The organism is Micromonospora sp. NPDC048905, assembly GCF_040649655.1.
Classification (GTDB): Bacteria; Actinomycetota; Actinomycetes; order Mycobacteriales; family Micromonosporaceae; genus Micromonospora.
Genome location: NZ_JBEZFV010000005.1, coordinates 194,866 through 206,762, shown reverse-complemented (window position 1 = coordinate 206,762; position 11,897 = coordinate 194,866). Strand labels below are relative to the sequence as shown.

Annotated in this window: 11 protein-coding genes; 7 read left to right on the top strand and 4 right to left on the bottom strand. The window is 72.2% G+C overall.

Translation table 11 applies throughout. The features are described 5' to 3' along the window. Window positions 1-53: 53 nt before the first annotated feature. A complete protein-coding gene (locus AB0C01_RS15505) occupies window positions 54-989 on the bottom strand; it encodes an SDR family NAD(P)-dependent oxidoreductase (RefSeq protein ID WP_357571444.1) in 936 nt (311 codons plus the stop codon). A gap of 212 nt (window positions 990-1,201) precedes the next feature. Here AB0C01_RS15505 and AB0C01_RS15500 point away from each other — a divergent pair, with 212 nt between their 5' ends. Together AB0C01_RS15500 and AB0C01_RS15495 are read left to right on the top strand one after the other, a co-directional pair. Next, window positions 1,202-2,539, top strand: coding sequence for a low temperature requirement protein A (locus tag AB0C01_RS15500; protein WP_357245067.1), 1,338 nt, complete (start codon window positions 1,202-1,204; stop codon window positions 2,537-2,539). A 57-nt stretch (window positions 2,540-2,596) separates the two neighbouring features. Next, entirely contained in the window at window positions 2,597-2,893 is a 297-nt protein-coding gene (locus AB0C01_RS15495) for a hypothetical protein (RefSeq protein ID WP_357571443.1), read from the top strand. Here the strand turns inward: AB0C01_RS15495 and AB0C01_RS15490 are convergent. Continuing rightward, entirely contained in the window at window positions 2,821-3,234 is a 414-nt protein-coding gene (locus AB0C01_RS15490) for a MerR family transcriptional regulator (protein ID WP_357571442.1), read from the bottom strand. The two genes, AB0C01_RS15495 and AB0C01_RS15490, sit on opposite strands and share 73 nt — an antisense overlap. 56 nt (window positions 3,235-3,290) lie before the next feature. Between AB0C01_RS15490 and AB0C01_RS15485 the strand changes: the two genes are divergently transcribed. Then, window positions 3,291-4,289, top strand: a complete 999-nt coding sequence (locus AB0C01_RS15485; RefSeq protein WP_357571441.1) for an aldo/keto reductase — start codon at window positions 3,291-3,293, stop codon at window positions 4,287-4,289. A 55-nt stretch (window positions 4,290-4,344) separates the two neighbouring features. Here AB0C01_RS15485 and AB0C01_RS15480 read toward each other — a convergent pair whose 3' ends face one another. Continuing rightward, window positions 4,345-5,196 carry an NmrA family NAD(P)-binding protein gene (locus tag AB0C01_RS15480; protein WP_357571440.1) on the bottom strand — a complete coding sequence of 284 codons (852 nt, stop codon included), beginning with the start codon at window positions 5,194-5,196 and terminating at the stop codon, window positions 4,345-4,347. Window positions 5,197-5,506: 310 nt separating this feature from the next. On the opposite strand from AB0C01_RS15480, the gene AB0C01_RS15475 reads away from it, so the two are divergent. Further along, window positions 5,507-6,406: a TIGR01777 family oxidoreductase gene (locus AB0C01_RS15475; protein WP_357571439.1), complete on the top strand. Its 900-nt coding sequence runs from the start codon at window positions 5,507-5,509 to the stop codon at window positions 6,404-6,406. Between the two features lie 73 nt (window positions 6,407-6,479). Next, entirely contained in the window at window positions 6,480-7,175 is a 696-nt protein-coding gene (locus AB0C01_RS15470) for an LLM class flavin-dependent oxidoreductase (protein WP_357571438.1), read from the top strand. A 79-nt stretch (window positions 7,176-7,254) separates the two neighbouring features. On the opposite strand, the gene AB0C01_RS15465 is transcribed toward AB0C01_RS15470, so the two are convergent. Next, on the bottom strand, window positions 7,255-8,490 hold the full coding sequence (locus tag AB0C01_RS15465) for a PHB depolymerase family esterase (RefSeq protein ID WP_357571556.1): 1,236 nt from the start codon (window positions 8,488-8,490) through the stop codon (window positions 7,255-7,257). A 226-nt stretch (window positions 8,491-8,716) separates the two neighbouring features. Here AB0C01_RS15465 and AB0C01_RS15460 point away from each other — a divergent pair, with 226 nt between their 5' ends. Then, entirely contained in the window at window positions 8,717-10,549 is a 1,833-nt protein-coding gene (locus AB0C01_RS15460; protein ID WP_357571437.1) for a DUF2079 domain-containing protein, read from the top strand. A gap of 46 nt (window positions 10,550-10,595) precedes the next feature. Further along, entirely contained in the window at window positions 10,596-11,888 is a 1,293-nt protein-coding gene (locus AB0C01_RS15455) for a hypothetical protein (protein WP_357571436.1), read from the top strand. The last annotated feature ends 9 nt before the right edge of the window (window positions 11,889-11,897 follow it).

Here is an 11,897-nt window from a genome sequence, read left to right as displayed (position 1 = left end):
CGCCGAGAAGGGCGCCCCGGTCATCGACCGGGGCGCCCTTCCGTCTGCGGTCCTCAGCTCTTGAGCAGATCGGTCGAGACCTTCCAGAGCCGCTCGGCGGCCTCCGGATCCAACGCGTACTCCGCGACGCCCGTCCGACCGCCCGGCGTGGCCGGGGCGGCTTCCTGGCAGTCCTCGAAGTAGCGCCCACCCACACCGTCGAGCAGCGGTGACGCGGCGACCAGCACCGAGGTGGCGGCACCCTGCTCGACGGTCTTCCAGGCCGCCGCGTTCCCGGCGCGCAGCCGGTTCAGCTCCTCCTCGCTCACGTAGCGCTGGAGGTTGGTCCGGATCGCGCCGGGCATCAGCGAGTTCGCCATGATGTCGTCGTCGCCCCAGCGGCGGCTCGCCTCCACGGCGAAGAGCACGTTTGCCGTCTTCGACTGCCCGTACGCCTGCCACGGCTCGTACTCCCGCCTGTCGTACTGGATGTCCTCGAAGACCACGGGTGAGCGCAGGTGGGCGGCGGAGCTGACCGAGACGATCCGGGCCCCGTCGGCGGCCGCGAGCGACGGGCGCAGCCCGGTGGCGAGCGCGAAGTGCCCGAGGTGGTTGGTGGCGAACTGCATCTCCCAGCCCTGCGGAGTCCGGCTCAGGGGCGCGGCCATGATGCCGGCGTTGTTGACCAGGATGTGCAGCGGTCCGTCCCAGTTGGCGACGAAGTCGGCGACGGACCCCTGGTCGGCGAGGTCGAGCGGCGCGACCATGACCCGGTCGTTGCCGGTGGTGCCGGTGATGTCGTCGGCGGCCTGCTGGCCGGCGTCGGGGTTGCGGACGGCCAGGGTGACCTCCGCGCCGGCACTGGCCAGGGCACGGGCGGTCTCCACGCCGATGCCGGACGATCCGCCGGTGACGATGGCCCGCCGCCCGACGAGGTCCACGCCCCGGATCACGTCCATGGCCGTGGAGGTATGGGCGAATGACGTGGTGATCGGGTTATTCGTCGTCATGATCCATCCTTGTCCAGGGTGGGTCGGACCGGCCGGCCCGTCTGCCGGGGCCGCTGGCGACCATGATTCGGCCTCCGCGCCGACCGACGGCGCTCCGGACCGAATGAAGGCCGGTCCAGGCGTTTTCCCGCCCCGGGCCGGAGGTAACGCTCGACCGCCCCGCCATTGCTGTTCGGGCCTTGGACCAGGCCGGACGCTGCCAGAGTGGGACCGTGGGCAGCTACCGGCGGGGTGGGCAACTGGGTCCTGCCGTCCCGATCGCCCCCGGTGCCCGGGTGGACAAGTTCGAGGTCTTCTTCGACCTGGTCTTCGTCTTCTCGTTCTTCATCATCACCCGGGCGACCGCCGCCAATATCTCCGGCCGACAGTTGCTGCACGCCGCTCTGGTGCTCGCCGTGCTCTGGTGGATCTGGGTGGTGCACAGCCTGGTCGCCACGCGAGTCCGGCTCGGCGAGGGCTACGTGCCGGTGCTCATGGTGATCGCGATGGTGGCCCTGTTCGCGTTCGCGCTGGCGCTGCCGCAGGCGTTCAGCGATCCGAAGGAGAGCGCGGGCGGCCCGATGCTGGTGGCCGTCAGCTACGTCGTGGTCCGGGCCGTCCACATGATCCTCTACCAGCACGTGGTGCGGGACAGCCCGCAGGAGCGGCGGCAACTGCGCCGCTTCGCCCCGGAGCTGGCGGTGAGCATCGTGCTGCTGCTGGCCGCCGCGTTGATCCCGCCGCGGATCACCGATCCGGACCAGGCCGCGCTGATCCGCGACGCGTTGTGGATCTCCGTGGTGGTGGTGCAGTACGCGACCGGCTTCATCGTCGGCACCTGGGGCTGGGGGGTGACGAGTGCCGAGCACTGGACGGAGCGCTACGACCTCATTCTGATCATCGCGCTGGGTGAGTCCATCATCTCCACCGGAGTGGGCGGCAATCTGCTCGGCAAGCCGGTGACCTGGCCGGCGGTGGCGGCCGCGGCACTGGGCATCGTGATCACGGCCGCCCTCTGGTGGGCGCACTTCGACTTCGTCGGGCCGGCCGCCCGGATCGCCCTGCACGCGGCGGAGGGCGCCCCCCGGGTGGCGATGGCCCGCGACGCGTACGCGTACCTCTACCTGCCGATGATCGCCGGGGTGATCCTGTTCTCGATCGGCAACGAGGAGGTCCTGCACAAGATCACCGACCCGGCCGGCGGGATCACCGAGCGGGTCGAGGGACCGGCCGTGCCGATGCTGTTCGGCGGGCTGGTCTGCTACTTCGCCGTCAACATGCTGTTCCAACTGCGGACGCTGCACACCGTCACCTGGACCCGGGTCGGCGTCATCGTGGTGCTGACGGCGGCCCTGCCGGTCGGGCAGCACCTGCCGGCGCTGGGGGCACTCACCCTCGCGACAGTGATCTGCGTGGCGCTGGTAGCTGTCGAGGTGATGGTGATGTCGGACTCCCGGCACGCGTTGCGGGCCGCCGTCTTCCAGGAGCGCACCACCCACGAGGCCCACGAGGCCGCCTGGCGTGCCCGGTGGCACGACGTCCGGGAGACCGACGAGCCCACCACGCCGTGACCGGTTCGCCGATAGACTCCGGCGCAGCGTCGCGGTGTACCCGGCACGACGGCCGTCGTGGGCATGGAGGCGCGGGGACAGCATGGGACGAACGTGCACCCGACCGGTTCACCGGCCGACCGGCTCGCCGCCGTCGGCAATCAGATGATCGATATCCCCGGCGAGGACGCGGGCGCGTTCCGGCTGCTGGCCGAGCAGGTGCCCGAACTGCGCCCGGTCATCGCGAACCTGAGCACCGATCACGAGGTGGTGGCGGGGGTCCTGGAACGGGTCGAGGCGCGTCAGCGGCTGACGGCCGAGCCGATCGCGGCGGGGTGCTCGGCCTCCGGTACCGGCTCGGGCAGCCGCTCGTAGAAGCGGATCTTCTCCCGGAGGTGGTCGTACTGGCGCTGGAGCAGGCGCATCTGCTCCTCCACCCGTACCGCGTGCTGTTCCAGCAGCTCGCGTCGCTCGGCGGCGGTGTGCTCGCCCTCGCGGGCCAGAGACGCGTAGCGGCACATCTGCGCGATCGGCATCCCGGTGTCGCGCAGGCAGCGGAACAGCACCAGCCAACCGAGGTCGTCATCGGTGAAGACCCGCTGCCCGCCCGCCGTCCGCTCCACGTCGGCGAGCAGGCCGATCTTCTCGTAGTACCGCAGGGTGTCCAGGCTGAAGCCGCTGCGGCGGGCGGCCTCCGAGGGCGCGTAACCGCTCATGTCGCCAGATCGTAGTGCTTGACCTGGAGTGCCCTCCAGGTTGGAGGCTGATCGCCATGACGACGACACGGACGCTGGGACGCAGCGGCATCGAGGTGAGCGCCATCGGCATGGGGTGTTGGGCGATCGGTGGACCGCTCTGGGGCGACGACCGACAGCCGTACGGCTGGGGTGAGGTGGACGACGACGAGTCGATCCGCACCATCCACCGGGCGCTCGATCTCGGCGTGACCCTGTTCGACACGGCCAGCAACTACGGTGCCGGGCACAGTGAGCGGATCCTCGGCCGGGCGCTGACCGGCCGGCGGGACAGCGCGGTGATCGCCACCAAGTTCGGCAACGTCAGCGAGGAGAGCACCCGGCGGGCGCTCGGCACCGACGCCAGCCCGACGTTCGCGGTCCGCAGCCTGGAAGACTCGCTGCGCCGGCTCGGCACCGATCACGTCGACCTGTACCAACTGCACATCGCCGAGCTGCCGGTGCCCGCCGCACTCGACCTGGTCGACACCCTGGAGGGCCTGGTCGACCAGGGCAAGATCCGGGCGTACGGCTGGAGCACCGACAACCCCGCCGCGGCGGAGGCGTTCGCCGCCGCCGGTCCGCACTGCGCCGCCATCCAGCACGACGAGTCGGTGCTGCGCGACAACGCAGGGGTGCTGGCGGTCTGCGACAGCCACGACCTGGCCAGCCTCAACCGTGGGCCGCTGGCGATGGGGCTGCTCACCGGGTCGACCCGGGCGGTCGGGGCGGACGACGTGCGCGGGCGCGCCCCGGAGTGGCTGGAGTGGTTCACCGACGGCCGGCCGACGCCACGCTGGGCGGCCCGGGTGGACCAGGTTCGGGCGGCGCTCACCGCCGACGGGCGGACCCTCGCGCAGGGCGCGCTGGGCTGGCTGCTGGCGCGCAGCCCGCGTACCGTCCCGATCCCCGGCCTGCGCACGGTGGCGCAGGCCGAGGAGAACCTGGCCACCCTGGCGCTCGGCCCGCTGAGCGCCGAGGCGTACGCCGAGGTGGAGCGACTGCTCGCCGACCTGCGACCGGCCCACGCCGCCTGACCCTCCGGCCGGTTCCGCGCAGCCTGACCGTCAACGGCCCTCGCCCCGGGCGTCGTCACCGGAAGTCGTCCGCGTGCTCGGCGGCCCACTGCCGGAACGTGCGCCCGGGGCGTCCGGTGACCTGCTCGACGTCCGGGGCGACCCAGCCGCTGTCCTCGGCATAGCTACCCATTTCCAGGAACCACTCGATCACCTCGGTCGGGTAGAGGTCCTTCCAGTGCTCGCGGGCCTGCTCCGGGGTCAGTTCGTCGAAGCGCACCGGGCGGCCGATCGCCTCGCCGATCATCCGGACCGCGTCCCGGCGGCGGACCGGTTCCGGCCCGGTCGGCTGGTACACCCGGCCGGCGTGGCCGTCCTCGGTCAGCGCGGCCACGATGACCGCGGCGATGTCCGCCTCGTGGACCAGCGCGCTGTTCCAGTCCCCGAACGGCGCCCGCACCACGCCCTCGGTGCGGATGTCGGCGGCCCAATCGCGGGTGTTCGCCATGAACTCGCCCGGGAAGACGTGCGTCCACTCCAGGCCCGAATTTTCGACGGCCCGGTGCAGGGGCCGGTGGGGTGCCTCGATCGGGTCGTCGTCCGCCCGGCTCGGATCGTTGTGGCCGAGGTGGGTGACCCGGCGGACACCGGCCTGCCGGGCCAACTCCAGGATCTCCGCTCCGGTGGTCAGCGGCCCGTACCCGTCCATCGCGACCAGGTGCATCCGCGTCACGTCGCGCAGCGCCGCGACCAGTGTGTGGGGGCTGGCGAAGTCGCCCGCCACCACCTCCACCCCGCTGGGCAGCGCGGTGGCCGCCGGCGACGCGGGGTCGCGGGTCAGCGCGCGTACGTCGTGCCCGGCGCTGACCAGTTGCCGGACCAGGCTGCCGCCGACGGTCCCGGTCGCTCCGGTCACCAGGATCGGCATGGTTCCTCCTCAGTTTCGCCCGACGGCGGGCACGACGAGCCGACCCCGCCAATCGGGGGCGCTCTCGGATGACTCATGGTCAGCCAGATCGATTCCGGAAGCAATCGTGAACACTGCATTCACGTTCGCTCTGACCTGCGGAAACGCGGTGACCGTCGAATCTGCGTGGAAGCCTTTTTTCGGTGGCCGGGAGCCCGTTGACCTGCGTTTTCCAGGCGGCACGGCGTGGGGGCGCGGATTTCTTGCCGGAACACCCCACCGTCGCCGGCTCGACGCATCCGTCGGTGGCGTTCTGGACGAAGATGGGGGTATGCGCATCCTTCTGGCCGGCGCGTCCGGCTTCCTCGGCACCCGGCTGGCCGACCGGCTCACGGCGGACGGGCACCAGATCACCCGGCTGGTCCGTCGGTCGCCGCGCGATCCGCAGGAACGGCGGTGGGACCCGGCCGCCGGGCAGCTCGACCCGGCCGTGGTCGCCGAGGCGGACGCGGTGGTCAACCTGGCGGGCGCGGGCGTCGGCGACAAGCGTTGGAACGACGACTACCGGCGGTTGATCCGGACCAGCCGGGTGGACAGCACCACCATCCTGGCCGCCACCATCGCCGGGCTCCCCGCCGCCGACCGTCCCCGGGCGTTGCTGAACTCCTCGGCCGTGGGGTGGTACGGCAACACCGGCGACCGGGCCGTCGAGGAGGACGCGCCGGCCGGCGAGGGCTTCCTGGCCGACGTCTGCCGGGTGTGGGAGGCCGCGACCAGGCCGGCCGAGGACGCCGGGGTACGCGTCGTCCGGCTGCGCACCGGCCTGCCGCTGGACCGCGACGGCGGGTTGCTCAAGCCGCAGCTACTGCCGTTCAAGCTGGGCATCGCCGGCCGGCTGGGCAGTGGCCGGCAGTGGCTGCCGTGGATCTCGATGACCGACTGGCTGGACGCGACCCGCTTCCTCCTGGACCACGACGACATCGCCGGCCCGGTCAACGTGGTGGGACCCAACCCGGTCACCAACGCCGAGTTCACCCGAGAGCTGGCCCGACAACTGCACCGCCCGGCGATCGTCCCGATCCCCGCGCTGGCGCTCAAGGTGGCGCTCGGCGGCTTCGCCCACGAGGCTCTCACCAGCGCCCGAGTCCTCCCCGGCGCCCTGGCCCGCGCGGCCTACCCGTACCAGCACCCCACCCTCCCCCAAGCCCTTGAAAAAGCCCTGACGCACTGAGGGCGGTTCGGCCCTCGGCAGAATCGGCGGTCGGCGGGTCGCCGGTGGGCTGGCGTCGACCGATGCTGGACCAATGGCGACCTTCTCCCTCCAGGCCACCCCGACCGACGCGGCGAGCTGGGCCGCGTTGGCCCGCCGAGCCGAGACCGCCGGCTTCGACGCCCTGCTCGCCGCCGACCATCCCGGCGACGTGACGTCACCGTTCGTGGCGCTGGCGGCCGCCGCCCCGGTCACCTCGACGATCGGGCTCGGTTCGTACGTATCGAACCTCGGAGTACGGGAGCCGATGCTGCTCGCGGCCGACGTGGCCACCCTCGACCTGATCTCCGGCGGCCGGGCGCGGCTCGGTGTCGGTGCCGGTCACACCCCGGCGGAGTGGCGCGCGGTGGGCCGGGAACGCCCAGACGTGGCCGGCCGGGTCCGCCGTTGCGTGGCCGTCGCCGAGGCGGTCCGTGCCCTGCTCGACGGCGCCTCGGTCACCGTCGACTCGGTGGAGCTGACGATGCGCGAGGCGGTGTTGCGCGTACCCCGGCCGGTGCAGGACCGGATCCCACTGACGATGGGTACGGCGAACTCGACGCTGCTGCGCTGGGCAGGCGCACACGCCGACGTGGTCGGGCTGACCGGGTTCGGGCGTACCCTCGCCGACGGCCACCAGCACGAGGCGCGGTGGCGGGCCGACCAGATCGAGGCGCAGCTGGCCTGCGTGGCCGCCGGCGTCGGCCGGCCGGGCCGCCCGCCTGCCCTGAGCCCGCACCCGCCTTGTTGATCAAGAGGTTTGCGTCAGATCCCGGCTTCCGGATGACGCAAACCTCTTGATCAACAGGAGCAACAGTGCGGTGGGGGCGTTAGCAGCCGATTACCCAGTGGTTGGGGGCGGTCTGCTTGAGGGTGCTGGTGTAGAAGGTGTTGTAGAGGCCCATGCGCTGGTTGGAGCCGTTCGCGTAGGCGTAGCCACCGGACTGGTACGCCCGACCGGCCGCCACGTGCGCGTAGTTGCTGGCCGTCACGCAGGTCGGGGGCGTGGTGGGGGTCGGCGTCGGCGTCGGGGTGGCCGTGGGGGTGGGGGTGGCCGTGGGGGTCGCCGTGGGGGTCGGGGTGGTGCCGCCGCCGTTCAGGCCGAAGAAGAGCGCGTCGCGGTACGTCGAGCAGATGGTGTCGAGCAAGTACGCCCCGGCGGTGCCGCACTGGTCCGCCCCGGAACCCGGGTCGACCGGAGTGCCGTGGCCCATGCCGGTGACCCGGTAGAGCCGCACCTCGTCGTTGCCGTACACCTCGAGGCTCGTGTTGGCGGGCAGCGACGAGGTGCTGGTCGGGGTCTGCGAGATGCCGCGCACGTTCGTCCACTGGTCGCGGGACTCGGTGCCGTTGAGCGGGGCGACCGTCGGGTCCGAGGTGCCGTGCCAGATGGCGACGCGGGGCCGCGGACCGGTGTAGCCGGAGTACGCCCCCCGCACCAGGTCGCCCCAGGCGGCCGGGGTCTTGTCCGCGCCCGGGTTCATGCAGCTGAAGGCGTTGACCATGCTGGTGGCGCAGCGGTACGGGATGCCGGCGATGATCGATCCGGCGGAGAAGACGTCCGGGTACGTGGCGAGCATGACCGCGCTCATCGCCCCGCCCGCGGACAGCCCGCTGACGAAGACCCGGGAGCCGTCCACCCCGAAGTTCGCCTTGGCGTGGTCGACCATCTGCTTGATGGACAGCGCCTCACCCTGGCCGCGCGCGGTGTCGCCGGCCTCGAAGAAGTTGAAGCAGGAGTTGGCGTTGTTGCCGGACGGCTGCTGGACGACGATCAGGGAGAATTTCCACTGGTCGGCGTACTTCTGCCAGCCGGAGCCGGAGAAGTAACCGGCGGCGGTCTGGGTGCAGCCGTGCAGCAGCACCACGGCCGGGGAGTTGGCCGGCAGGCTGTCCGGCCGGTAGGCGTACATGGCGAGGTTGCCCGGGTTGGAGCCGAACCCGGTGACCTGGGTGAGGGTCGCGGCCTGGGCGGGTGCGGCGATGGCGACCGCGCCGGCTGCGGCGAGGACGAGCCCGGCGCCCACGCCGATCAGGCGGGTGAGGATGGACGAGGAGCGGCGCACGGCGGCCTCCTGGAAGGGGCGGACTGTGAACTGGGTCACGGTCGAATTGCCGTGACATTACGACGATGTGTCGCCGCCATGACATGGGGCGCGCTCACACATTCACGGCCGCCGAGGTGTACGCCGGACCGTCGACGCGAGTCCTCGCCAACCCCACGCGACAACAACGGTCCCCTCCTTGCAGGTCTGACCGGCCTGTCCAGGTCCGGTTGGTAACGTCCGCTGCGTGCCGTCCTCCCCGTCGCTGGCCACCGGGCCCGCACCCGCGTCACCGCCGCGCGTCGTCCGGGACCGCCGGGCCGACCTGATCGTCGTGCTGGTGGCGTTCGCGCTCGCCGTCTGGGTGACGAGTGGGCTGTGGCGGGACCCGAACGTCCGCACCATCACCGTCAACTCCAGTGACCAGGCGCTCTTCGAGTGGCTGCTGGCGTTCGGCGGGCACGCGGTCACCCACGGGGACAACCCGCTCTTCACGTATCTGATCAACGTCCCGGACGGCGTGAACCTGGCGGTGAACACCTCGATCACGGTGTACGCGGTGGTCTTCGCCCCGCTCACGTACCTGATCGGGCCGCCCGCCACGTTCCTGGTGATCCTCACCCTGAACCTGCTCGCCACCGCGCTGGCCTGGTACTGGCTGCTCTCCCGGCACCTGGTCCGCAGTCGGCTGGCCGCCGGGGTCGGCGGCCTGTTCATCGCCTACTCCCCCGGCATGGTCTCGCACGCCAACGCCCACCTGAACTGGACCGCCGGCTGGCTGGTGCCGTTGCTGATCTGGCGGCTGTTCGCGCTGCGCCGAGCGGGGCACTGGCTGCGCGACGGGGTGATCCTCGGCGTGCTGGTCGCGGTGGCGTTCTCGATCGCCGCCGAGGGGCTCTTCTTCACGGCGCTGGCGCTCGGGGTGTTCGTCGCCATCTGGGCGCTCCACCCGGCCAACCGGGCCGAGGCCCGCGCCGCGCTGCCCACCTTCCTGCGCGGACTCGGGGTGACCGCCGTGGTGGCCGGCGTACTGCTGTCCTACCCGCTGTGGCTGCACTTCGCCGGGCCGCAACGGTTCCACGGCACCGGCTTCGACCCGGTGATCCACTCCGAGGACATCGCCGCGTTCGCCGCCTTCCCGCGCCGCTCGCTCGCCGGCGAGGCGGGGCTGGGCACCTCGTTGGCACCGAACCCGACCGAGGAGAACTCGTTCTTCGGCATCCCGTTGCTGGTGCTCACCGTGGTCTGCTTCGTCGCGCTCTGGCGGTGGGCCGACGCCGGCCGCCGGGCCACCCTCTGGGCGCTGGGTGTCGTCGCGCTGATCTTCACGGTGCTCTCCTTCGGGCCGGTCGCCAAGGTCGACGGACAGCGCACCGACCTGCCCATGCCGTTCGACCTGCTCGGGCAACTGCCGGTCGTGAACGCCGCGCTGCCGGCCCGGCTGGCGCTCGTGGTCGCACCGGTGATCGGCGTGCTGCTGGCGTACGCCGTCGACCAACTGCGCGCCGCGCCACCCCGGTACCGCCCCACCGAGCTGGCCTGGGTGCTCGGGTTCGCGGCGGCCCTGGTGCCGCTGCTGCCCACCCCGCTGCTGACCGACGAGCGGGAGCCCATCCCGGAGTTCATCACCTCCGGCACCTGGCGGGACTACGTCTCACCGGACGGCGTGCTCACCCCGGTGCCGTTGACCGTGGACATCTACCCGGACGGTCAGCGCTGGCAGGCGTACGCGTTGTCGCACCGGCAGGGCGAGTTCGAGATCCCCGGCGGCTTCTTCCTCGGCCCCGGCGGACCGGACGGGCGCGGCCGGATCGGCCCGGTGCCGCGCACCCTGAGCGCGTTGATGGACCAGGCCGGCCGCACCGGGTTGGTGCCGATCGTCACCGACGGGACGATCCGCGAGGTGCAGTCGGACCTGCGGCACTGGCGGATCGAGACGGTGGTGCTCGCCGACCAGGTGCACGGTGCGAAGTTCGAGGTCGACGAGGAGGCGCTGCTGCGTACCGGCACCGCCCTGTTCGGCGAGCCGCAGCGGGTCGACGACGTCTGGCTCTGGCGCATCCCCCAGGCTGACCGCTAGGGCGCGTGGGGCATCGTGTCCGGCCTGCGTCGCGTCTAATGGGCTGATGGGAGAGATCGGCAGGCGACTGCGGCGCGCCGCTGCGGCCGGGGTCGCGCTGGGGCTGGTGGCCATCAGCGCGCCGGCCGCCACGGCCGCGAACGGCACTGTCACCGGCCGCACCACGGCTTCCGGCAGCACGGCCGGCGTGGTGCCGACCCGGGTGCACGATCCGTGGCTGTGGCAGGCCACCGTGGGGCAACGCCCGGCCGGCCCGGCCGCGCTGGTGTTCTTCACCGACCGCACCCGCTACTTCGAGTCGACAGGGGTGCTCGTCGACCGGAACGGCGCGTACCGGCTGATCCCGATCCCCATCGGCGAGGGGCACGGGCTGCTCTCCCCGGATGGACGGCACTACCTGCGGCCGTACTCCGGCGAGCTGCTGGATCTCACCACCGGCCGGCAGCGCCGCACGAGGAGCACCGGCGTCTACCCGATGGCCTGGGCACCGGACGGGCAACACGTGCTGATCACCCGCAACAACGACGACGACGTGATCACCTACGGGCCGGACAATCAGCAGCTCAACGACCCGGAGAAGCCCGACGACCTGCTCGTCGTCGACCCGTTCCGGGACACCGAGCGGACGCTCGACGTCGGCACCTTCGCGTCGCACACCGCAGCGGCCTGGTCACCCGGGGGCGACCTGGTGGCGGTCACCGGCTGGCCGGACGTGCCGGCCCAACTCGCCGAACACGGGCGCCTGGTTGTCGTCGACCCGGCCGGTGGTGGCCCTCGTTGGCAGGTCGACCTGGGCGACCGGCGCAAACTCGCCGGCCCGGCCGCCTGGCATCCCGACGGTCGGCGGCTCGCGCTGCTCGCCTTCGACGGCTGCGCCGGGCCCCGGTGCACATCCGAGGAAGCGGCGGCGCGCACCTGGCGGATCGAGTTCCTGGACACGGCCACCGGCCGCGCCGTCGGCCAGGCCCTGCCGGCCGGCACCTCGGTCAGCGAGGTCATCGGCTGGCGCGGCGACGACCCCGTCCTGCGGTACGTCAGCGCAACGGAGCAGGACACCGACCGGCAGGCCGTTCTCGCCGCGCTGTCGCCCGACGGTGGTCGCGAGGTGCTGGTGACCACGCCGGTCGGCTCGACCGACCTGATGGTGCCGGGCGACCTGCTGACCCGGGCCGCGTTCGGTGGGCCAGAGCGCCAGCCGTCACCGTTCGCCGCCCCGCTCTGGGCCTACCTCACGCTGGCCGTGCCGCTGCTGCTCGCCGCCGCCCTCGTCGTTCGTCGCCGCCGCGCCGCGTTCCTCGTGAGACGGCTCACCAGGGACGATCGCCGGGAGCGGGATTAGGCTGGACAC

Coding starts and splice junctions, on each gene's coding strand:
- AB0C01_RS15505 (WP_357571444.1), bottom strand. CDS start 989: ATGACGACGAATAACCCGATCACCACGTCATTCGCCCATACCTCCACG.
- AB0C01_RS15490 (WP_357571442.1), bottom strand. CDS start 3,234: ATGAGCGGTTACGCGCCCTCGGAGGCCGCCCGCCGCAGCGGCTTCAGC.
- AB0C01_RS15485 (WP_357571441.1), top strand. CDS start 3,291: ATGACGACGACACGGACGCTGGGACGCAGCGGCATCGAGGTGAGCGCC.
- AB0C01_RS15480 (WP_357571440.1), bottom strand. CDS start 5,196: ATGCCGATCCTGGTGACCGGAGCGACCGGGACCGTCGGCGGCAGCCTG.
- AB0C01_RS15475 (WP_357571439.1), top strand. CDS start 5,507: ATGCGCATCCTTCTGGCCGGCGCGTCCGGCTTCCTCGGCACCCGGCTG.
- AB0C01_RS15470 (WP_357571438.1), top strand. CDS start 6,480: ATGGCGACCTTCTCCCTCCAGGCCACCCCGACCGACGCGGCGAGCTGG.
- AB0C01_RS15455 (WP_357571436.1), top strand. CDS start 10,596: ATGGGAGAGATCGGCAGGCGACTGCGGCGCGCCGCTGCGGCCGGGGTC.